The organism is Pontibacter sp. BAB1700, from assembly GCF_000277005.1.
Lineage (GTDB): Bacteria > Bacteroidota > Bacteroidia > Cytophagales > Hymenobacteraceae > Pontibacter > Pontibacter lucknowensis.
Map to the genome: position 1 here is coordinate 50,798 of NZ_AKIS01000008.1, position 21,424 is coordinate 72,221.

Genomic DNA, 21,424 nt, shown 5'->3' on the forward strand with positions numbered 1-21,424 from the left:
AACTGAATTTTTACCTTTTTATTATCAACAATCACAAGAAAAGTGGGTTTATAATATATGGTTTTCAGTCCTACGCATTGCAATTTAGATTGATTCAAAATATGCTATTTAATTGTTTTATACGGGCTCCGCTTGTACCTTTGGGCATTAAAAAGCATTCATTACTTAACCTTCTAACAAATACAGATGAATTGGTTTACTAAAACGTTTTCCAGTACAATCGGCCGCAAGATCATCATGTCTATCACAGGTCTTTTCCTGTGCTCTTTCCTGGTAGTGCACCTGATAGGTAACTTAACGCTATTCAAAGGTGATGACGGCGTGACATTTAACCTGTACTCTCACTTCATGGCGAATAACCCGATCATCCGCACCATGGAAATTGTATTGGTTTTGGGATTTGTGTTTCACATCTACGATGCGCTTGTACTGACGCGCCGTAACAAAGCAGCCCGCCCTGTTGGATACGCAGAGAATCATCCGCAGGAGAACAGCACGTGGTCTTCCCGTAACATGGGCCTTTTAGGTACTGTGATTCTCGTATTCCTGATCATTCACCTCTGGAACTTCTTCGTTCCGGCTCGTTTTGGTGCCGCTGGTGGCCTGGAGGGTGTTGTGATTGAGAATGTAGACTATGACAACCTTTACCTGAAGGTGGTGCAGTCTTTCCAAATCTGGTGGTATGTGCTGATCTACGTAATTTCCATGATCGCTTTGGCTTATCACCTGATCCACGGCTTCCAGAGTGCCTTCCAGTCACTGGGCCTGACGCACAAAAAATACACCCCGTTCATTAAGACATTCGGTGTTGTATTCTCTATAGCGGTTTGCTTTGGCTTTGCCATCATTCCGATTTATTTCTTTTTCGCTGCATAACATAAACTTTCATTAGTTGCTATGATATTAGATTCAAAAATCCCGGAAGGCGCCTTAGCTGAAAAATGGGATAAGCATAAATTCAATGTGAAGCTGGTAAACCCAGCCAACAAACGTAAATACGACATCATTGTAGTGGGTACTGGTCTTGCCGGTGCTTCTGCTGCTGCCACACTCGGCGAACTAGGCTATAACGTGAAAGCGTTTTGCTTCCAGGATTCCCCTCGCCGTGCGCACTCTATCGCTGCACAGGGTGGTATCAACGCCGCAAAAAACTATCAGAACGACGGTGACTCGATCTTCCGTCTGTTCTACGACACCATCAAAGGTGGTGACTACCGCGCCCGTGAGGCAAACGTATACCGCCTTGCTCAGGTGTCAGTGAACATCATCGACCAGTGCGTGGCTCAAGGTGTACCTTTCGCCCGTGAGTACGGCGGACTGCTGGCTAACCGTTCGTTTGGTGGTGCACAGGTATCCCGTACTTTCTACGCCCGCGGCCAGACCGGACAGCAGCTGCTACTGGGTGCCTACTCTGCCCTGAACCGTCAGATTGCTTACGGTAAGGTAAAGATGTACCCACGCACGGAGATGCTGGACCTCGTAATGGTGGACGGCAAAGCCCGCGGTATTGTGGTGCGTAACCTGATCACTGGTAAAATTGAGTCGCACAGTGCACATGCTGTAGTGCTGGCAACAGGTGGTTACGGTAACGTTTTCTTCCTTTCTACTAACGCGATGGGCTCTAACGCTACGGCGGCCTGGAGAGCGCATAAGAAAGGGGCTTTGTTCGCTAACCCTTGCTTCACGCAGATTCACCCAACCTGTATACCTGTATCCGGTGAGTACCAGTCGAAACTGACGCTAATGTCAGAGTCCCTGCGTAACGACGGACGTGTATGGGTTCCTAAAACGGTGGAGATTGCCCAGCGCCTGCGCAAAGGTGAGATCACTGTAAACGATATCAAAGAAGAAGACCGCGACTACTATCTGGAGCGTAAGTATCCTGCCTTCGGTAACTTGGTACCACGTGACGTAGCTTCGCGCAATGCGAAACTGATGTGCGACGAAGGACGTGGCGTGGGCGCATCTGGACTGGCCGTATACCTCGACTTTGCTGATGCAATCAGACGCGAGGGCCAACCAGCAATCGCTGCCAAGTATGGCAACCTGTTTGACATGTACGCCAAGATTACGGATGAAAACCCGTATGAAAAACCGATGCGCATTTACCCTGCCGTGCACTATACCATGGGTGGCCTTTGGGTGGATTACAACCTGATGACCAACATCCCTGGTCTGTACGCTACTGGCGAGTGTAACTTCTCTGACCACGGTGCCAACCGCCTTGGTGCCTCTGCCCTCATGCAGGGTCTGGCCGATGGTTACTTTGTAATTCCTTACACAATCGGTGATTACCTGGCTCAGACGCCTTACGACAAAGTAAGCACTGATCACCCTGCCTTTAAAGAAGCAGAGCAAAATGTAAAAGCCACTACTGATCGCTTACTGTCTATCAAAGGTAACCGCACAGTAGATGACTTCCATAAAGCGCTTGGTTTGCTGATGTGGGACTACTGCGGTATGGCCCGTAATGCTGAAGGTCTTCAGTTTGCCAAGCAGGAGATCCGCAAGCTGCGCGACGAGTTCTGGCAGAACGTGAAAGTGACTGGTGTAAACGAAGAGCTGAACCAGACACTGGAGAAAGCGCACCGCGTAGCCGACTTCCTGGAACTGGGTGAACTGATGGTAGACGACGCACTGAACAGAAATGAGTCATGCGGCGGTCACTTCCGTGAGGAGTACCAGACACCAGAAAACGAAGCCCTGCGTGATGACGAGAACTATGCTTACGTAGCCGCCTGGGAGTTTACAGGGGTAGGCAACGAGCCAATCCTGCACAAGGAAGAGCTGAAGTTTGAGAACGTGAAGCTGACGCAGCGTAGCTATAAATAATGGATAATTAATAATTAAGAATGAATAATAGATCTGGGAAACAGATGATTGAAGTTCTTAATTCGTAATTCTTAATTCGTAATTAATAAAGAAATGGCTGGAAGTAATCCAAATGCTAAACCAATGGACCTCACATTGAAGATTTGGCGCCAAAAAGATAGAAATACTGCAGGTCAGCTGGTAACCTATCCGCTTAAGAACATATCCCCGGATATGTCTTTCCTGGAAATGCTGGACGTGCTCAACGAAGAACTCCTGGTGAGAGGTGAAGAGCCTGTTGCCTTTGACCATGACTGCCGCGAAGGTATATGCGGTATGTGCAGCTTGTTCATCAACGGCCGGGCTCACGGTCCGGAGCGCGGCACAACCACGTGCCAGTTGCACATGCGTCACTTTAACCACGGCGATACCATCACAATCGAGCCTTGGAGAGCAGCGGCTTTCCCAGTACACAAAGACCTGATCGTTGACCGTTCTGCCTTCGACCGCATTCAGCAGGCCGGTGGTTATGTATCCGTAAACACGGGTGGTGTACCTGACGCAAACGAAATTCCTATACCTAAGACAATTGCTGACAAGGCATTTGATGCAGCTACCTGTATCGGTTGCGGTGCTTGTGTAGCTGCTTGTAAGAATGCCTCTGCCATGCTGTTTGTCAGTGCAAAGGTATCGCAGCTGGCGATGCTGCCTCAGGGTAAAGTAGAAGCCAAGACACGTGTAGAGAACATGGTAGCACAGATGGATGTAGAAGGCTTTGGTGCCTGCTCTAATACAGGTGCTTGTGCTGCTGAGTGCCCGGTAGGCATCTCACTAGACAACATTGCCATGTTGAACCGTGAGTATCTTGGTGCTAAAGCAAGCTCTGAGAACGTATAGTTCAACTGATTCTAATTAGCTCAAAAGGCGAGACAGGAAACTGTTCTCGCCTTTTGCTTTTATATTAGCACAAATATTCTGACATCTACACTTTTCTGTAAACCGTAGAGACTAGCGTCTGTTTACAAAAGGACACTACACAATACTATGATCACCATTATAACGGGCACTAACAGGCCATCCTCTAACTCCACAGCAGTTGCCAAACTTTACGCGAAACTGCTGGATGAACGCCAGGTTGGCAACCAAATACTGGATCTGGCTAATCTTCCGGCTGACTTTACGACTTCAGCCCTGTATGAAAACATTGGCACAAACCAAGCCTTTAACGACCTGAGCGCGCTTATCGGTGAGTCAGATAAGTTTGTCTTCATTGTTCCAGAATACAACGGTTCTTTCCCAGGCGTTTTAAAGGCTTTCATAGACGGTCTCTCCTACCCTAATACCTTTCGAAACAAGAAAGCAGCCCTTGTCGGCCTGTCTTCCGGGGTGCAGGGCAGTGGGCTGGCCATGAGTCACCTGACTGACATCTTTAATTACCTGGGCATGCATGTGTTAGCACTGAAACCCCGTCTTGCACAGATAGAGAAGAACTTCGATGGCGCTGCTATCACAAACGAGCTATACCTGGGACTGCTAAAACAGCAGATTGATCAATTCATCCATTTCTAATAGCCAGGTTGTTGTGTAGGTATAGGTACAAAAAAAGAGCCCGCTTTGACAGCGGGCTCTTCACATTATTAGAAAACAGGATTGAAAATTAGTCTACATTATCATGCAGAAAGCGGTTGTCGCCTAGTATCTCGTTGTCATCGTTTAGGTTGAAACGGGATATGTTGCGTTCAGAAGAGTGTGCAACTGAATCCAGAGCAACATTGCGGCGCAGGTAAGCCGGTACGTCCAGCTTCTCTTTCATCGCTTCGCTCGTGGTCATGTCGGCGCTCAGCATTTTCAGGCGCTCACGGCGCTCAATCGCTTTTTGCTTCATCAGCTCACGCTCAGCTTCAAGGCGCTTTGCCTCACGTGTGGCATAGTCTTCTTGTTGCTGCGCACCAAAGCCGTTGCTGAACTCCTGCGTAGTAGAACCCTCCAGGTTAAAAACACGGCGCTGCGGTTGTTGCTGTACAGGCTGCTGTGGCTGTGGGGCCTGCGGCTGCTGGTACTGCTGTTGCTGAGGCGCTTGCGGCTGAACTGGCTGTTGCGGCTGCTCCACCACCGGGCGACGAATTTCAAACTGCTGCTGCACCGGCTGCTGAGGTTGTGGTGTCACAGCAGGCGCTACTACTGGCTCAGGCACAAAGTTCACCATTTTAGGCTGCTCTGGCTTGGCTAGCTCTGCTACTTCAATTTTTTTTTGGCTATCCAGGTCAAATACCGTTTTCTTTGGCTCAATGATAACCTCTGCATCGCTGGCAAAACCAGTAGCAATTACAGTTACACGAATACTCTGACCAAGTGAGGAATCGATACCGTGACCGAAAATAACTTCAGCTTCCTGTCCGGCTTTATCCTGGATATATTCAGTGATTTCAGTCAATTCGTCCATTTCAAGCTCAGCCTGCTCACCAGACATAATTGAAAGGAGGATTCTCTGAGCACCGTGAATGTCAGTGTTATTCAGCAAAGGAGAAGAAAGCGCCTCTTCAGCAGCACGCAGGGCACGGCCCTCACCTTCTGTAGTTGCAGAACCCATCACTGCAGCCCCAGAGTCTTTCATTACAGTCTTCACGTCCTCAAAATCAACGTTCACTTCGGCTGTAACGGTGATAATCTCAGCAATAGATTTAGCGGCTGTTGTCAACACATTGTCAGCTTTGGAGAAAGCCTCACGAATGGTCAGGTTACCGAACATCTCGCGCAGCTTATCATTGAGGATAACAAGTATTGTGTCGCAGTTTTCGCTTAGTTCTTTGATACCGTTCTCAGCGGCAGTCTTTTTCTTCTTTCCTTCAAAAACGAAAGGAGCTGTAACGATACCCACAGTTAGGATACCGAGTTCTTTAGCCACCTTTGCGATAACCGGAGCTGCACCTGTACCTGTACCACCACCCATACCAGCCGTGATAAACACCATCTTGGTATCGTTACTCAGTAACTCTCGTATCTCTTCCTTGCTCTCCAGCGCTGCATGTTTTCCTTTTTCAGGGTTGGCACCGGCGCCAAGACCTTCAGTCAGGTTCAAGCCTATTTGTAGTTTATTTGGAACACTGCTGCTTTTCAGCGCTTGCATATCTGTATTACAGATCACGAATTCCACATCTTTGATACCTTGGTTATACATGTGGTTAACCGCGTTGCTGCCACCGCCCCCGACGCCAATCACCTTGATGATGGACTTACCGCTTGCCGGCAGGTCAAAACTGTACATTGATGTCATACTAAAATCTCCTGCTATTATGGGTTTCTAATAATTATGCTTCTTACTAATCGATATCGTCTGACAGAAGTCCTTTAATTCTGTCAAGCAATCCCTTGCCGCTGCTTTCTTTGCTGGCAGTCTTTGTTGTTACCACTCTGTTATACTCTTCGTGCTGCTGCACCTCCACATGCTTCTCTTCACGCTGGTCAAGTGACTGGTAGCCGGCCAACACCAGCCCTACACCCGTTGCGTGCATCGGGCTCTTCACGGCATCGATCTTTGACTTGCCCAGGTGCTCGTTCGGATAGCCAATGCGGGTATCCATGCCGGTGATGTATTCTACCAGTTGCACCAGGTTTTGAAGCTGAGCGCCTCCCCCTGTAATCACGATACCGGCTGCCAGGCTGTTGCTATACCCTGAACGAACAATTTCCGAGTAGATCAGTTCCACAATCTCTTCCATTCTCGCCTCTATAATATAGGCCAAGTTCTTCAGAGAGATCTCCTTAGGCGTACGGTCACGCAAGCCCGGGATCGAAACGATCTCGTTATCTGAAGCTTCGTCGGCAATCGCCTTTCCAAACTTCACTTTCAGCTGCTCCGCCTGGTTCTGCATCACCATGCAGCCCTGCTTAATGTCAGATGTGATGATATTGCCCCCAAAAGGAAGAACTGCCGTATGGCGGATAATATTGTCTTTGAAAATAGCAAGGTCTGTCGTACCACCGCCAATGTCAACCAGCGCCACCCCGGCTTCCTTCTCCTCGTCGCTCAGTACCGACATACTGGAAGCAAGCGGCTCCAGGATCAGGTTATCAATCTCGAGTCCGGCACGGGCGATGCATTTGTTGATGTTGCTGATCGCATTAGACTGTGCGGTGATGATATGGAAGTTACCCTCCAGACGCACACCCGACATACCTACCGGGTCCACTATACCTTCTTCATAGTCTACTTTGTATTCCTGCGGCATCACATGGATGATCTCGCTTCCCGGAGGGGTCACCAGTCGGTACATGTCATTTGTCAGGCGGTTCACATCCTCTACCGTTATCTCATCATCCGTCATTTGGCGGGTAATGCTGCCATTGTGCTGCAGGCTCTTGATGTGCTGCCCGGCAATACCCACGTTCACCACCTTGATGTTGATGCTCGCCTGATCTTCGGCCTGCTGAACGGCTTTTCTGATCGCCTCTACGGTTTTGTCGATATTGCTGACAATACCACGTACCACCCCTTCTGAGATGGCTTTGCCCATCCCCAGGATTTCCAGCTTTCCATACTCATTCTTCCGACCAACAAGTGCGCAAACTTTGGTTGTGCCGATGTCCAAGCCTACTACTATTTTGTCGTTCTGCATATGCTGTATATGTTATTCACAAATAATCTGATCTTCGTACTCAACATTGACTCTCTTATATTTATCCCAGCCCATCACGGGCAGTACTTCTTTATAAAAGACCATCAACTTTTTAAATTTTTGTTCCATGTCATTTGGCTTCCCAAACTCAATGGTGTGTTCCCCTACCTGTGGCAGAAAAGAAACTTTGCCCTTTTCATCGATATGCATCTGGGCTAATTGGGCTTTCCAAAACTGATCGGCTTCAATGAAACGCAGCAAGGAAATATAGGCCTGGCCTGTAGAGTCCTGAAAGAAATCCCTGCCGAACGGTCTGCCGGACTGGGTCTTCGTAATGGGTATTACACGAGCGGTATATCGGTCGGACAGGGGCAGCATATTACCCTCTGCGTCGATGTAGACATCTTGATCTGGTCGTATAATTCTAGCTATAGGCCTATTCTGTTTAATACTTACTTTGATGTTGCCGTCGAGACCTTTATAAACCTCTGCTTCTTTCACAAAGCTATGTGCTTCGATACGTTTTTCAAGGTTTTTCAGATCGATCTCCTGGTTGGGCAAACCTTCCAGTTTTCGTTCACCTTCTCGGGTTAGGAGATCTCTTACTTCCTCTTCCCCAATAAAGTAATTGTTGTACTCATTATCAATATTTATTGACACTTTCTCACACTTTTTTTCATTTTGGCGAGAAGAGGCAAATCCTGCAAGAGCGGCGATCGTAACCACGCTACAACATGCAAAAATTAAAGATTTTATTTTACTATTCAAGCCCATTTCAGTTATTTTCTAAAATATTTTTTATAGGCTTTACTAATGTATCGATATCACCGGCTCCAACTGTTGCCAATACCTCAAAATCAGTGTTTTCAGCTAAATAAGCCGCCACATCCTCTTTATGCAAAAGTCTTTTTTTCGGACCATTTATCAAGCCCAAAATCATTTCTGAAGTCACACCTTCAATTGGCTTTTCCCGTGCTGGGTATATATCCAGCAAGATCAGTTCGTCAGCAGCACTCAAACTTTGTGCAAATTCGGTTGCAAAGTCGCGGGTGCGGCTGAACAAATGCGGTTGAAACACCACTGTCAGCTTTTTGTCCGGGTAGATAGCACGCAAAGACGTCATGAACGCATCGATCTCTTTCGGGTGGTGCGCATAGTCGTCGATGTATACTTTGCCCTGCCCTTCGTATATCACTTCGAAGCGTCGCTTCACACCTCTGTAACTTGCCAAAGCATCACGCAGTCTGTCGTCTGACACGCCCATGATCTGACCAGCTATTAGTGCAGCCAGGGCGTTCTCCACATTGTGATATCCGGGTAAACCGAGTACCAAACGTGCTATGTTACCGAAGGGTGTTTCTGTATCAAAACAGAAGCTGTATCCCTGTATTTCAAGCTGTTGCACATGCCCTTCACCCTCGTCCAAGCTGTAGCGAATCACCCGCACACCCTCCTGCACTTTTTCAAGCAGACGTGGATCAGTGTCGCTATGCAAAATCAGGAAACCGCCTGGTTTCACCTGACTGATGAACTTCTGAAAGGTTCTGATCAGTTCCTCTTTGTCACCATAAATATCCAGGTGATCGGGGTCGGCCGAAGTCACAATGGCTATGTCCGGGTAAAGCGTCAGGAACGAACGGTCATACTCGTCGGCTTCTACCACAATCGTCTCCTGCTCAGCCGTACCTTTTCCGATTAAAAGATTCGAGTTTAGGTTGGTTGCTATACCTCCCAGAAAAGCTGAACAATCCACGCCGCCTTCGTGCAGCAAATGTGTCACGATAGACGAAGTTGTCGTCTTGCCGTGCGTACCAGCCACTGCTACGGTATAGGCCGAACCGGTGATAATGCCCAACACTTCCGAGCGCTTCTTGATGGTATAGCCTTGGGTCTTCAGGTAGGCCCACTCCGTGTGCTCGGCAGGTATAGCCGGCGTGAGTACCACCAAGGTCGTCTCTTTGTTATCCAGTATTTCTTTTGGCAACTGGTTTACATCATCTTCATAATGCACCCGGATGCCCTCCTTCTCCAGTGCCTCAGTGAGTGGGGTTCGTGTTTTGTCATAGCCCCATACCGGAAGCTTCCGGGCATTGAACCAGCGGGCGATGGCACTCATGCCGATGCCGCCGATGCCAAGGAAATAGATATAGCTATAATCTTCCAGTCTCACTTGATCAACTTTAACAGTTCGTTCACAATATCGACAGCGGCATTTGGCCGCGCCAGTTTCAATATATTCTGCGCCAGACGGTGCTGCTCTGTCTCGTTACCGGCCAGTTCCAAGGCGGCAGGTATAAGCTGTTGCTGCGCTTCAGCATCCCGCACTAACAGGGCAGCCTGCTCCTGCACCAGTGACATGGCATTTTTGGTTTGGTGGTCTTCGGCCACATTCGGCGAAGGCACCAGTATACTTGGCTTTCCGGCCAGACACAGCTCCGAAATCGAGAGCGCCCCGGCTCTGGATACCACCACATCGGCGGCGGCATAAGCTAGACCCATCTGCCTGATGAAATCAAAGGCACGTATACCTGCATCGGTAAAAGGCTTCTCCAGTTCCTGCGCCTGCGGATAGAATGCTCTGCCCGTCTGCCAGATCAGTTGATAGCCTGCGTCTGCAATTTGCTGCAAGCCTGCGGCTATACTTTGGTTTATCGTTCTGGCACCAAGGCTTCCGCCTATCACCAGTATCGTTTTCTTTTCAGAGGTCAGCCCGAAGTGCAACAGGGCCTCGCGGCGCTTGCCTTCTAGCTCCATGATGTCCTTTCGAACCGGGTTGCCCGTCATGACCAGCTTTTCAGCCGGGAAGAAGGCGTCCATGTTGTTGTAAGCCACACAGATCTTCTGCACCCGTTTTGCCAACAGCTTGTTGGTAATGCCGGCATAAGAGTTCTGCTCCTGAATCAGGGCCGGGATTTTCTTAGAAGTCGCAGCATACAGCAACGGACCGCTGGCATAGCCGCCCACACCTACCACGGCATCCGGCTTGAACTCACGGATGATCTTGTTCGACATCCGGATACTGGAAATCACTTTCCAGGGGAAAGAGAGATTGTCCAGTGTGAGACGGCGCTGCAGTCCGCTGATCCAGAGACCCACAATCTTATAGCCCGCTTCCGGCACGCGTGTCATTTCCATACGCCCGATCGCTCCCACAAATAGGATCTCCGCATCAGGGTGCACCACCTTGATCTGGTTGGCAATAGCGATGGCCGGGTAAATGTGCCCGCCAGTGCCACCACCGCTAATGATGAAACGATATGGACGCTGCGGATTAGGCATTGGCCGTCACTTTTGAGGTCGAACTAAATGACTCTTCTCCTTTCACGGTACGGCTCACGCTCAGGATGATCCCGATGGATATACCTGTGAAGATCAGGGATGTCCCCCCCATACTCAGAAGCGGCAATGGCAGACCCGTAATCGGACCAAGCCCAACGGCCACGCCCATATTGATCATACCCTGCAGCACCAAACTGAAACTCAGACCGGCTGCCAGTAAGCCTCCAAAGGCACCGTTGCTTTTCGTGACCGTCACCAAGCCCCGGTAGAGCAAGGCAAGGTATAGGAAGAGCACCAAAGCACCACCTAATAACCCGTATTCCTCCAGTATGATCGCATAGATAAAGTCAGAGTAAGGGTGCGGCAGAATATCGCGCTGATCGCTGTTGCCCGGACCTTTGCCCACCACGCCACCTGTTGCGATAGCGATATAGGATTGCTCGAGCTGAAAAGCGGTTTCCGATTCATCGAAGAAGGCTTCTACCCTGCTGATCGCTGTGCCCAGACGCTGACCAGCTGCCAGACCAACACCGCCCAGCATAGCGCCTGCTATCACGAAAGCCGCCAACGATTTCATCGGCACACGTCCGATGAACATCAGCAAGAGGCTGGTCAGGAACAGTAATACCGCTGTTGAAGTGTTCGTCAACGCGATCAGGGCGCAGATAAAACCAGTCCAAGCAAAGATCGGCAGCAAGTTACGCTTCCAGTCGTCGAGGTTGTTTTGCTTCTTCGAAAGCATACTGGCCAGATAGGAAATCAGTGCCAGTTTCGCCAAATCCGAAGGCTGGAAGGTTTGGTTGATCACTGGGATGGTAATCCAGCGGGACGCTTCATTGATATTCGAACCGAAAAAGAAGGTATAGAGCAATAGCGGCACCGACAGAATAAGCGCCACCAGCGACAATCGGGAATAGTAACGGTAATCGATCTTGTGCGCTAGCCACATGAAGGCTAGTCCAATGAAGATCAGCGAGGAGTGCTTGAATAGGAAGTACTCCGTGTTACCGTCTTTTTGCTTGTACGCCAAGGTACCGGTAGCCGAATATACGACTGCCATGCTGATAAGCGAGAACATCAGCACGATGCCCCAAAGCACCGCGTCCCCTTTCAGGTTCCGCTGTAACCACTGCTTGATCATATTACCTTTGGCTAAAAATTAAAAATCTTACTTTTTCAAAACTATCTTCTCCACGGCCTCCCTGAAGCGCTGCCCCCGGTGCTCGTAATTGTTGAACAAATCGAAACTCGCGCAGGCCGGTGACAAGAGCACCACATCACCCGGTGTCGACAGCAAGCGGCCCATTCGCACCGCATACTCCATCGAAGTCGTTTCCACCACCACCGGCACTATGCGCCCGAAGGCTTCTTTCAGCTTGTCGTTGTCCTTGCCCAGACACACCAGCACTTTCACTTTCTCTTTGGCCAGATCCTGCAGCGCGCTGTAGTCGTTGCCTTTGTCCACACCGCCCGCAATCCAGATGATCGGCTGCTTTATACCTTCGAGGGCATAATACACCGCTTCCACATTGGTCGCTTTTGAGTCGTTGATGTATGTAACTTCCTTGGATACCGTGATCACCTGCAAACGGTGCTCGGCGTTCTCAAACGTCTCCAGCCCTTTTTCAATCTGGCTGTCTTCCACGCCCATCAACTTGGCGACCGCCACGGCGGCCATCGTGTTGTACTGATTGTGCTTGCCGATCAGGGCAGAGCGGGAAGCGTCAATGTCGCCTTCAAAGAACTTGACGTTGACTTTTACATGCGTCCCTTCACATAGTACTTTCGTACCTGCCGCTCCTTGGAGCGAGAATGGGATTGTGGTTCCGCCAAAAGACGCAGAATCGAACGCATTACGGATAATATCATCATCGTTGTTGTAGATAAAGTAGTCCGCGCCGCTCATGTTCTGCGCAATGCGCAACTTCGAGGCGGCGTACTTGTTTAAGTCATAGCCATACCGGTCAAGGTGGTCTGGCGTAATATTTAACAGTACTCCAATATGTGCTTTGAACTGGTACATGTTGTCGAGCTGAAAACTGCTCAGCTCCACCACGTAGTACTCGTGTTTGTTGTCAATTACTTTCTCGGCCAGACTCTCACCGATGTTACCGGCCAGTCCCACGTTGATACCCGCGCTCTTCAGCAAGTGGTAAGTCAGTAGCGTCGTCGTGGTCTTGCCATTCGTACCGGTAATACAAATGAACTTCGCGTCGGTATACCGGCCAGCGAACTCGATCTCCGATATTACCGGAATCTCTTTTTTGATCGCCTCCTGAATAATGGTCGCCTTGTCGGGTATACCCGGGCTTTTGATGATCTCGTTGGACTCTAGGATGCGCTCAAAGGTATGGGTGCCCTCTTCGTAAGGTATAGCCGCTGTTGCCAACTTGGCTTTGTAAACCTCCTTGATCTGCCCCATGTCCGAAACGAACACGTCAAGTCCCTTCGCCTTGGCCAGCAATGCTGCCCCTACGCCACTTTCTCCCGCTCCGAGTATCGCTAGTTTCATAATTCCTATCGCAGTTTCAGGGTTGCCAATGTCAAAATCGCCAGCATGATGCCCACAATCCAAAAGCGCGAAACGATCTTGGATTCATGGTAGCCGTTTTTCTGGTAGTGGTGGTGCAGCGGCGACATCTTAAAGATGCGTCGGCCCTCCCCGTATTTCTTCTTCGTATACTTGAAGTAGCTCACCTGCAGCATCACCGACAAGTTCTCGATCAGGAAAATGCCGCACAGAATAGGTATAAGCAATTCCTTACGCACGATCAGGGCCATCACCGCGATGATACCGCCAATGGCCAAACTTCCGGTGTCACCCATAAATACTTGGGCCGGATACGAGTTATACCACAGGAAACCCACGCAGGCTCCCACAAAGGCCAGCGCAAAAATGGTTAGCTCACCCGAGTTCGGGATGAACATGATGTCCAGGTAATCCGCGAAAATAGTGTTACCGGACACCCAAGCAAAGATCGCCAGCGTCAGGCCGATGATGGCCGAGGTACCAGCCGCCAAACCGTCGATCCCGTCGGTGATGTTGGCGCCGTTGGACACGGCCGTGATCACCAGAATCACGAACGGGATATACAGGTAGCACGACCAGTCTGCGAAAAGCGGACCGGCAAAAGAAAACAAATTGCAGTAATCGAGCTCGTTATTTTTGCGGAAAGGAATGGTTGTAATCATGGACTTGATGTCTACCCACTTGCTCGTGGCGTTCACGGCGGAGGTAGAGCCATCGGTGAAAATGTACTGTCTTACGACAACATCGTCACTAAAGTATAGGGTCAAACCCACAATAATTCCTAAGCCAATCTGACCCAGCACCTTAAATTTTCCGGCCAGTCCTTCTTTGTTCTTTTTGAACACTTTGATGTAGTCATCCAGGAAGCCGATCAAGCCCAGCCAGATCGTTGAAACGATCATCAGGAGCACGTAAATGTTGTCCAGACGGGCGAACAAAAGTGTCGGTACGAGGATAGCCAACAGGATGATCAGACCACCCATGGTTGGGGTGCCTTTCTTCTCCATCTGACCCTCTAAGCCGAGGTCGCGTATGCTTTCGCCTACTTGCTTGCGCTGCAAAATCTTAATCAGTCGTCCGCCAAACATCATCGCGATCAGCAAGGATGTCAGCGTTGCCATACCCGCCCTGAACGAGATGTACTGGAATACACCCGCCCCTAATAGGTCGTACTCACGGTCAAGGTATGTAAAGAGGTGGTAAAGCATTTATTCGGTAATCGTTTCCTTTGGTCTTTCTTAAGTTTGTCTATTTGCCAAGCTGTTGCAGGGCTTCCTGCAGCACTTGTTTGTCGTCGAATGGGTATTTCACGCCCTTGATCTCCTGATAGGTCTCGTGGCCCTTGCCCGCTACCAGAATGATATCGCCCTTGCCGGCCAGCATACAGGCCGTGCGGATGGCCTCTCTCCTGTCGAGCACACTCAGGGTCTTCTTGAAGTCGAGTGGCTTCACCCCTTTCTGCATGTCCTCGAGTATGGCCTGCGGCTCTTCGAAGCGCGGATTGTCGGATGTCAGGATCACCTTGTCGCTCAGGCGGCAGGCGATGTCGGCCATCACCGGGCGCTTGCCTGCGTCGCGGTTACCGCCGCAGCCAACTACTGTTATCACCTTCTGCAGCGGCGTCCGGATCTGCTGAATGGTGTTCAGCACATTCTCCAGCGCGTCCGGCGTGTGGGCGTAGTCCACTATACCTGTGATCTGCTCCGTCTCCGACACGATGTAGTCGAAACGACCCGCCGCCGTATTCAGACTTGAAAGCACTGTCAGCGCTTCCATCGGGTCTTCTTCCAGCAACACGGCCACCCCATAAGCGCCGAGCAAATTGTATGCGTTGAAAGCGCCGATCAGCTTGGCCCAGATCTCGTGACCGTCGATCTCCAAATGCAAGCCCTGCAAAGTGTTGTCGATCAGGCGGGCTTTGAAGTCGGTTACTTTGCGCAGCGAGAAATAGCGCACCTCCGCTTTGGTGTTCTGCACCATCACCGGACCACGCTTGTCGTCGGCGTTGATCAGGGCGAAAGCACCGGCTGGCAGTATATCAAAGAAAGACTTCTTGGCTTTGATGTACTCATCGAAGGTGCCGTGGTAGTCCAGGTGGTCATGCGTGATGTTGGTGAATACACCGCCGGCAAACGTTATACCTGCCACGCGCTGCTGCACCATGGCATGCGAACTCACTTCCATAAAAGCGTAGGCACAGCCGGCCTTCACCATCTTGTCCAGCAAAGCGTTCAGCGACACGGCGTCCGGCGTGGTATGCGTCGATGGGATCACCTCCTCGTCAATCTGGTTCTGCACCGTGGATATCATGCCCACATGGTAGCCCAGCTCGCGGAACAGCTTGTGCAGCAAGGTCACCGAAGTCGTCTTGCCGTTCGTACCTGTCACACCCACCAGCTTCAGTTTGCGGGACGGGTGGCCGTAAAACGCAGAAGCCATCAAACCCAGGGCCTGACCGCTATTTTTAACTTTGATATAGGTAACCCCACTTGCCAGTTCTGCCGGCAGTTCCTCACACACAATGGCAACGGCCTTCGCCTCCGCGGCTTTCGCCATGAAGTCGTGCCCGTCGACCTGCACGCCGCGCATGGCCACGAACAGCACCCCTTGCTGTACCTGGCGCGAGTCGAAGGTTATTGACTCGACCTGCACATCCAGCGGGCCGTGGCTTTCCAGCACGGTAACGTCTTTCAATATGTCCTGCAATAGCTGCATTAGCTCAGTACAATCGTAATTTTAGTTTCTTTGTTAATTTCAGTGCCCGGCTGTACAGACTGTTTCTGTACACGTTTGCCCATGCCCTCCACACTCACTTTCAGGTGCTGATTGCCCAGAATGAACAGCGCGTCGCGCAGCGTCATACCGGTTACGTCCGGCACCTGACCGCCCCTTACTGGGTTCGGCTCAAACTTCAGCGAGCGCATTTGCGGCGTCACGCGCACCCACTCGTCATCGCTTGTTGCGGTGGAGTGGTTACTCACGCCGATCTTGTTCAATATCAGACCCAGATCATCCAGGCTGCCGGCTTTCACCTGTGGCAGACTGTCTTTGTTCGGCACCACACGGGCACGCAGCGGCTGGTGCATGGCCAGATCGCGGGCATAAGCCTTGTCAGCCACTTCCTTAAACACCGGCGCGGCCACATCGCCACCGTACACGTTCACCCCTCTCGGACTGTCAATAATCACAATGCAGCTATACTTCGGGTTGTCGGCCGGAAAATAACCGGCGAACGAGGTCGAGTAGAGCTTCACGTATTTGCCGTCTTTCACCTTGCGGGCAGTTCCGGTTTTGCCAGCCACTTTGTAGTCGGCACTTCTGATATTCCTTGCGGTACCGTTCTGCACTACACCTTCTAGCATGGTCCGCACCTTTTTAATGGTTTCTTCTGAAGCAATTCGCTCGTTCAACACCCTCGTCTGGAAGGTCTGGATAACTTGATCGGCGCGACGAATCTCTTTCACGATAATCGGTTGCACCTTCACGCCGTTGTTTGCCACGGCATTGTAAAGGCCAATGTCTGCAGCGGCGCCAGCTTCATCTCGTAGCCAATCGACATGGAGGTAAGCGATGTGCCGTACCAGGTCTTATCACTGGTGTTCTTAATGTAAGGTCTTGCTTCCCCATCCATCTGGAAGCCCAATGTGCTGCTCAGACCGAACTTATGCAGGTAGTCCACAAAAGCCTGCTGGTTGTCACCGAAGTTTTCCTGTATCAGCTTCGCTATACCTATGTTCGAAGATTTCTCAAAAACCTCCTGTGTCGTGAGTTTACCGTAACCGCCGATTTTCACGTCGGTCATGGTCGTATTTTTGATGCGGTAACGGCCGTCGCCCGTGTCCACGGTGTCGGTCAGTGCCATGCCAGTGTGCTCAAACAAAGCCAGCATGGAAGCCAGCTTAAAGGTAGAGCCCGGCTCCGTACGTCCTTGGTTACCAACCGCATAGTTATAGTCTTCGATGTAGCCGCCCTTGGTTTTACCTAAGTTCGCCATCGCCTTTATCTCACCTGTCTTCACCTCCATCAGGATCACGCAACCGTAGTCGGCGTTCTTCTCCACCAACGCCTTGTAGAGGGCGTTCTCCGCCACGTCCTGAAGGTTAATGTCGATGGTCGTTTTAATATCATAGCCGTTCTGCGGGGCCACTTCCGTACCGTCATAGATCGGTTTGTTACCGCCCGCTATACGCTCAAAAAGGGCCTCCCCATCGGTGCCCGCCAAATCGCCATTGAAGCTATACTCCAAGCCTGCGCCATTCTTGTCTTCGTTGATAAAACCGATGGTACGCTCTGCCAGCATACCGAAAGGCTTGAAGCGTTTCTCTACTTTCTCGAAAATCACCCCGCCTTTGTTCTTGCCCGCCCGGAAGATCGGCCAGCTCGCCATCAGCTTCTTCTCCTGATAGTTGATCTGACGGCTGTTCAGTCGGATATACCTTCTGCCGGCATGCCGCGCATTCTTGATCTTGCGACGGTAGTACTCTGGCGACTGGTCTTTATAAAAGCGTGACAACAGCATGGCCAGCGAGTCTATACCTCCGTTGAAAGCCTCTGCTTTTGCAATGGTCGGGTCAAAAGCCACCCGGTAAAACGGCAGCGATGTGGCCAGTATGCTCTCGTTATCGGAGTAGATACTGCCACGTGTAGCCGGCACTGGCTGGTAGCGAATGCGGCGCTCCTTCGAGATCTGCTTCCACTTGGTACCGTCCAGCACCTGTATCTGCACAATCTTGTACACGATGGCACAGGCAAACAGACAGACCAGCAAAAACACGATCCGCACTCGCAATACTATTTCCTTTTTAATATTCATCTGCCGGCACTTCTACTTGATAAGGTGGAGATGAACTTTCAACCAGACCCAACGGGGCCACATTGCGCGCAACTTCAGACTGCTTGCTGGCACCCATATAATCAGACTTCAGGGTGGTATAATCCGCCCGGAGGTCTTCTGTCTCTACTTTGATCTTGGCTATTTTGCGAATGGTCTTCTCGGCGTAGTGGGTATTGCCAATGTAGAAGAGCGTGATACCTGTCAGGAACAGCACATGCGGCAGGTACTTAGTCGGCACGCCCTCCTGAAACAGAAAATCAACATTGGTATACCTGTCCAGCCACTTAAACAGGCTAAACCCCTTCTTTTTTGCCTTCACCTCCGGCTTCACCTCCTCCGCTGGTTGCACGCGTGGCGTGTTCCCCTTGGGTGCGGCAGCTGTCTTAGTCATCAGGTTAGGAGCCATAGTTGAATTTAGGTATGCTACACTGTTGGTTGATTCTTTATTCTATTTCTTCATTCGCTATCTTTTCTCTGCGATTCTGAGTTTGGCACTGCGGGAGCGGCTGTTCTCGAGCAACTCCTGTTCTGATGGCACGATCGGTTTCCGGTTCACAGCATCGAGCGGCTTCTTTTCGTTTCCGAAGAGGTCTTTCTCCACCTCTCCGAAGAACTTGCCCTTGGCGATGAAGTTCTTCACCAGCCGATCTTCGAGTGAGTGGTAAGACATCACCACCAGTCGTCCGCCGGGTTTCAGCACTTCGGCCGCCTGCTCCAGCATTTCCTCGAGCGCCTTCAGCTCGTCGTTTACTTCTATGCGCAGCGCCTGAAACACTTGCGCCAGATATTTGTTCTCCTTCCCACGCGGGGTGCAGGAGCTGATGGCTTGTTTAAACTCACCGATCGTCTCGATCGGCTTGCGGGCCCGTTGTGACACGATCACCCCAGCCAGCGTTTTGGCGTTTTTCACCTCGCCGTAAATACCGAAAATCCTGTGCAATTGCTCCTGGCTATAGGTATTCACCACTTCGCTTGCCGGCATACCCGACTCCGGGTCCATGCGCATGTCCAGCGGTCCGTCGAAGCGGGTCGAAAAACCGCGCTCGGCCTCGTTGAACTGATGTGACGATACGCCTAAGTCAGCCAGAATACCGTCTACTTCTTTCACGCGGTAGAGGCGCAGGTACTTTTTCAGGTCCCGGAAGTTGGCGCGTACAAATGTGAAAGCCGGGCTGTCGATCTTCTTCGACTGCTCCTCCGCGTCGCGGTCCTGGTCAAACGAGTAAAGCCGACCTGTTGTCAGCTTGCTGGCGATTACCTTTGAGTGCCCGCCGCCCCCGAACGTCACATCCACATACACGCCGTCTGGCTTAATCGCCAGTGCGTCTATGCATTCCTGCAGCATAACCGGTCTGTGGTACTCCATTAAATCAAAGGCGCTTCCGCCGGTTTATCTCCTAAAAACTTCTCGGCCAGCTGCGAGAAACTCTGCTGGTCCTTGATCAGGAAGTCCTCATATTTATCAGGGTTCCAGATCTCGACACGATTGCCCAAGCCTACCACGATCGCCTCCTTCTCCAGATCGGCGAAACGGGCCATGGTGCGGGGCACAATGAAACGCCCCGTGCCGTCCAGCTCGATCTCCGTGTTGCCACGGAAGAAGTTGCGCTGGAACTGGCGGTACTCCTCGTTAAACTCGTTCAGCCCTGCCACCTTGTCATAGATCGTCTTCCACTCCGACTTTGGGTAAAGCACTAGGCAAGGTTCGAAACCTCTCGTCAGAACAACATGATTGCCAGACGCCTCCGGCAGGTTGGATTTTATCTTTGCAGGTAAAACCAACCTTCCCTTCGGATCGATCTTGCATTCGTATTCGCCAGACAGGAAGTTCATGTATATGACAGTTGAGTCCGTATAGTTTTCGGAGTATACAAATGTAACGATTCACCAAAACACCGCAACCACAATCTCCCACTTTTTACCACTTTGTGGATAAATTACGGTTATCCACCCCACTTATCCACATTATCCACATTTTGCAGCTTCATTTTGCGGATAAGTTTATTTGCATAAAATATGGCCGTTCGTTAATATACGAGACTGCATATATTTTAAACAACTGAATAACAGATATTTAATTAATAAAACAGGTATAAACAGCACCTGCTGCAGCGTGTTTTCAGCAAAAGTGGGACAAAGTGGAGAATGTGGGACAAAGTGGGGTAATATCCCGAGAGTGGATAAAGTTTGGTGATATTGTGGAGGAAAATCCCGTATATTTGTGTTGTGAATCAGACCATCCGCCATACGGTAATACTGCTGCTGACCCTGAGCATTTTGCTGGGCTCTTTTTGGCGTGGCCCTGAGCGAACAACTCTGCCTGATGACCGGCCTGAAGATGTCGGCTGCGCAGGAGCAAACGGATGGTTGCTGCCAGGAATCTGATACTCAGGAAACTACTGAAGATGATTGCTGCACAACAGCGCTGTCTTTCGAAAAGCTGGAGCCGGTCTCTTCTATTAAGAGCCTGTCGCTTGAGATCCCGGTATTCGTTGCAGTAGCGTTCACTCCACTTTTTACCACCTGGTCACCGGCCATTGCCACTGACCAGCGCATTCTCACCTATTCCGACAGCTCTCCCCCGCTCTTTGGCATTGAGCTGCTCCATCGGCTCCATATTCTTATCGTCTAGACTTAGCTGCAACCTGAGGCGCTGGTGCTATACCTGTGCCTATACCTGTATGCTTTAGTTTTCAAACGAATAAGAAATATGTATTTCAACATACCTTCGCGAGCCCTATACCGTGTTTTCGGCACGCTCGCACTCTTTATAAGTATCCTATACCCTGCCGCTGCCCAGCAACTGACGGGCACAGTGGTAGACAAAGCCACCAACTCCCCGCTTATCGGCGCCAACGCCGTCTGGAAAGGCACCACCAAAGGCACTTCCACTGACGCAACCGGCAGCTTCTCCCTGCAGCTCAGCGACGCCGTTACGCCGGAGATTATTGTGTCCTACTTAGGATATAAACCGGATACCATCGATGTCAGTGGCAAAACCGCCATCATGATTTCCCTCAGTCCGACAAGTTCTCTCAAAGAGGTAGTGGTCGAGGGGCAGCAAACACGCTACTCCGCCCTCACGCCAACCAACTCGCAGATCATCACGACGCGTGACCTGGAGAAATCAGCTTGCTGTAACCTGGCTGAGAGCTTTGAGACGAATGCCTCCGTAGAAGTCAGCACGACTGACGCGGTTTCAGGAGCCAAGCAGATCCAAATGCTGGGACTGGACGGTTCCTATACCTTGCTCACCACCGACAACGTCCCCGCCCTGCGTGGCCTCTCCACCCCCTACCGCCTCAACTATCTGTCAGGCACCTACATCGAGTCGATTGATATTATTAAAGGTAT

Annotated in this window: 19 protein-coding genes and 1 pseudogene; 6 read left to right on the forward strand and 14 right to left on the reverse strand. The window is 50.7% G+C overall.

Features of this window, described 5'->3' with window-relative positions; translation table 11 throughout:
* Positions 1–186: 186 nt before the first annotated feature.
* From O71_RS01405 to O71_RS01420, 4 genes are all read left to right on the forward strand, one after another.
* Positions 187–876, forward strand: a complete 690-nt coding sequence (locus tag O71_RS01405) for a succinate dehydrogenase cytochrome b subunit (protein ID WP_007652458.1) — start codon at positions 187–189, stop codon at positions 874–876.
* 21 nt (positions 877–897) lie between these two features.
* Positions 898–2,832, forward strand: a complete 1,935-nt coding sequence (locus O71_RS01410) for a fumarate reductase/succinate dehydrogenase flavoprotein subunit (protein ID WP_007652459.1) — start codon at positions 898–900, stop codon at positions 2,830–2,832.
* Positions 2,833–2,955: 123 nt separating this feature from the next.
* A complete protein-coding gene (locus O71_RS01415) occupies positions 2,956–3,708 on the forward strand; it encodes a succinate dehydrogenase/fumarate reductase iron-sulfur subunit (protein ID WP_007652460.1) in 753 nt (250 codons plus the stop codon).
* A gap of 147 nt (positions 3,709–3,855) precedes the next feature.
* A complete protein-coding gene (locus O71_RS01420) occupies positions 3,856–4,380 on the forward strand; it encodes an NADPH-dependent FMN reductase (RefSeq protein ID WP_007652461.1) in 525 nt (174 codons plus the stop codon).
* A gap of 88 nt (positions 4,381–4,468) precedes the next feature.
* Here the strand turns inward: O71_RS01420 and ftsZ are convergent, their stop codons facing one another.
* From ftsZ to mraZ, 14 genes and pseudogenes are all read right to left on the reverse strand, one after another.
* Positions 4,469–6,085, reverse strand: coding sequence for a cell division protein FtsZ (gene ftsZ, locus O71_RS01425; protein ID WP_007652462.1), 1,617 nt, complete (start codon positions 6,083–6,085; stop codon positions 4,469–4,471).
* Positions 6,086–6,131: 46 nt separating this feature from the next.
* Complete coding sequence (gene ftsA / locus O71_RS01430) at positions 6,132–7,427, reverse strand: cell division protein FtsA (protein ID WP_007652463.1); 1,296 nt, start codon at positions 7,425–7,427, stop codon at positions 6,132–6,134.
* A 12-nt stretch (positions 7,428–7,439) separates the two neighbouring features.
* Positions 7,440–8,153: a cell division protein FtsQ/DivIB gene (locus O71_RS01435; protein WP_237717654.1), complete on the reverse strand. Its 714-nt coding sequence runs from the start codon at positions 8,151–8,153 to the stop codon at positions 7,440–7,442.
* Between the two features lie 49 nt (positions 8,154–8,202).
* Positions 8,203–9,597 (reverse strand): UDP-N-acetylmuramate--L-alanine ligase, encoded by a 1,395-nt coding sequence (gene murC, locus O71_RS01440; RefSeq protein ID WP_007652465.1) that lies wholly within the window; start codon positions 9,595–9,597, stop codon positions 8,203–8,205.
* A complete protein-coding gene (gene murG / locus O71_RS01445; RefSeq protein ID WP_007652466.1) occupies positions 9,594–10,706 on the reverse strand; it encodes an undecaprenyldiphospho-muramoylpentapeptide beta-N-acetylglucosaminyltransferase in 1,113 nt (370 codons plus the stop codon). The genes murC and murG overlap by 4 nt, the downstream gene beginning before the upstream one ends.
* Positions 10,699–11,847: an FtsW/RodA/SpoVE family cell cycle protein gene (locus O71_RS01450; RefSeq protein ID WP_007652467.1), complete on the reverse strand. Its 1,149-nt coding sequence runs from the start codon at positions 11,845–11,847 to the stop codon at positions 10,699–10,701. Before O71_RS01450 ends, murG begins: the two co-directional genes overlap by 8 nt.
* A 27-nt stretch (positions 11,848–11,874) precedes the next feature.
* Positions 11,875–13,218: a UDP-N-acetylmuramoyl-L-alanine--D-glutamate ligase gene (murD, locus tag O71_RS01455; RefSeq protein WP_007652468.1), complete on the reverse strand. Its 1,344-nt coding sequence runs from the start codon at positions 13,216–13,218 to the stop codon at positions 11,875–11,877.
* Positions 13,219–13,223: 5 nt separating this feature from the next.
* A complete protein-coding gene (gene mraY, locus O71_RS01460) occupies positions 13,224–14,444 on the reverse strand; it encodes a phospho-N-acetylmuramoyl-pentapeptide-transferase (RefSeq protein ID WP_007652469.1) in 1,221 nt (406 codons plus the stop codon).
* Positions 14,445–14,484: 40 nt separating this feature from the next.
* Positions 14,485–15,951 (reverse strand): UDP-N-acetylmuramoyl-L-alanyl-D-glutamate--2,6-diaminopimelate ligase, encoded by a 1,467-nt coding sequence (locus O71_RS01465; protein WP_007652470.1) that lies wholly within the window; start codon positions 15,949–15,951, stop codon positions 14,485–14,487.
* The gene (locus O71_RS26955; RefSeq protein WP_369750846.1) at positions 15,951–16,322 is read right to left on the reverse strand and encodes a PASTA domain-containing protein; all 372 of its coding nucleotides are present in this window, start codon (positions 16,320–16,322) and stop codon (positions 15,951–15,953) included. The genes O71_RS01465 and O71_RS26955 overlap by 1 nt, the downstream gene beginning before the upstream one ends.
* Before the next feature lie 87 nt (positions 16,323–16,409).
* A pseudogene (locus O71_RS01470) lies at positions 16,410–18,049 on the reverse strand (peptidoglycan D,D-transpeptidase FtsI family protein); the annotation flags it as partial.
* Entirely contained in the window at positions 18,039–18,461 is a 423-nt protein-coding gene (locus O71_RS01475) for an FtsL-like putative cell division protein (RefSeq protein WP_040573407.1), read from the reverse strand. The gene O71_RS01475 and the pseudogene O71_RS01470, both read right to left, overlap by 11 nt.
* 72 nt (positions 18,462–18,533) lie before the next feature.
* Entirely contained in the window at positions 18,534–19,436 is a 903-nt protein-coding gene (gene rsmH / locus O71_RS01480; RefSeq protein WP_007652472.1) for a 16S rRNA (cytosine(1402)-N(4))-methyltransferase RsmH, read from the reverse strand.
* The gene (mraZ, locus tag O71_RS01485) at positions 19,436–19,903 is read right to left on the reverse strand and encodes a division/cell wall cluster transcriptional repressor MraZ (protein ID WP_007652473.1); all 468 of its coding nucleotides are present in this window, start codon (positions 19,901–19,903) and stop codon (positions 19,436–19,438) included. Before mraZ ends, rsmH begins: the two co-directional genes overlap by 1 nt.
* A gap of 463 nt (positions 19,904–20,366) precedes the next feature.
* Here mraZ and O71_RS01490 point away from each other — a divergent pair, with 463 nt between their 5' ends.
* Both O71_RS01490 and O71_RS01495 read left to right on the forward strand, forming a co-directional pair.
* Positions 20,367–20,702 (forward strand): hypothetical protein, encoded by a 336-nt coding sequence (locus tag O71_RS01490; protein WP_192811620.1) that lies wholly within the window; start codon positions 20,367–20,369, stop codon positions 20,700–20,702.
* A 78-nt stretch (positions 20,703–20,780) separates the two neighbouring features.
* A partial coding sequence (locus tag O71_RS01495) for a carboxypeptidase-like regulatory domain-containing protein (protein ID WP_007652475.1) occupies positions 20,781–21,424 on the forward strand: 644 nt, incomplete at its 3' end.

What these genes read in the sequence shown, in the direction of transcription:
- mraZ (WP_007652473.1), bottom strand. Translation starts at nt 19,903, where the DNA reads ATGAACTTCCTGTCTGGCGAATACGAATGCAAGATCGATCCGAAGGGA.
- mraY (WP_007652469.1), bottom strand. Translation starts at nt 14,444, where the DNA reads ATGCTTTACCACCTCTTTACATACCTTGACCGTGAGTACGACCTATTA.
- O71_RS01475 (WP_040573407.1), bottom strand. Translation starts at nt 18,461, where the DNA reads ATGACTAAGACAGCTGCCGCACCCAAGGGGAACACGCCACGCGTGCAA.
- O71_RS01420 (WP_007652461.1), top strand. Translation starts at nt 3,856, where the DNA reads ATGATCACCATTATAACGGGCACTAACAGGCCATCCTCTAACTCCACA.
- murG (WP_007652466.1), bottom strand. Translation starts at nt 10,706, where the DNA reads ATGCCTAATCCGCAGCGTCCATATCGTTTCATCATTAGCGGTGGTGGC.
- rsmH (WP_007652472.1), bottom strand. Translation starts at nt 19,436, where the DNA reads ATGGAGTACCACAGACCGGTTATGCTGCAGGAATGCATAGACGCACTG.
- O71_RS26955 (WP_369750846.1), bottom strand. Translation starts at nt 16,322, where the DNA reads ATGCACCAGCCGCTGCGTGCCCGTGTGGTGCCGAACAAAGACAGTCTG.
- ftsZ (WP_007652462.1), bottom strand. Translation starts at nt 6,085, where the DNA reads ATGACATCAATGTACAGTTTTGACCTGCCGGCAAGCGGTAAGTCCATC.
- O71_RS01410 (WP_007652459.1), top strand. Translation starts at nt 898, where the DNA reads ATGATATTAGATTCAAAAATCCCGGAAGGCGCCTTAGCTGAAAAATGG.
- O71_RS01415 (WP_007652460.1), top strand. Translation starts at nt 2,956, where the DNA reads ATGGACCTCACATTGAAGATTTGGCGCCAAAAAGATAGAAATACTGCA.
- ftsA (WP_007652463.1), bottom strand. Translation starts at nt 7,427, where the DNA reads ATGCAGAACGACAAAATAGTAGTAGGCTTGGACATCGGCACAACCAAA.
- O71_RS01465 (WP_007652470.1), bottom strand. Translation starts at nt 15,951, where the DNA reads ATGCAGCTATTGCAGGACATATTGAAAGACGTTACCGTGCTGGAAAGC.
- O71_RS01450 (WP_007652467.1), bottom strand. Translation starts at nt 11,847, where the DNA reads ATGATCAAGCAGTGGTTACAGCGGAACCTGAAAGGGGACGCGGTGCTT.
- O71_RS01405 (WP_007652458.1), top strand. Translation starts at nt 187, where the DNA reads ATGAATTGGTTTACTAAAACGTTTTCCAGTACAATCGGCCGCAAGATC.
- murD (WP_007652468.1), bottom strand. Translation starts at nt 13,218, where the DNA reads ATGAAACTAGCGATACTCGGAGCGGGAGAAAGTGGCGTAGGGGCAGCA.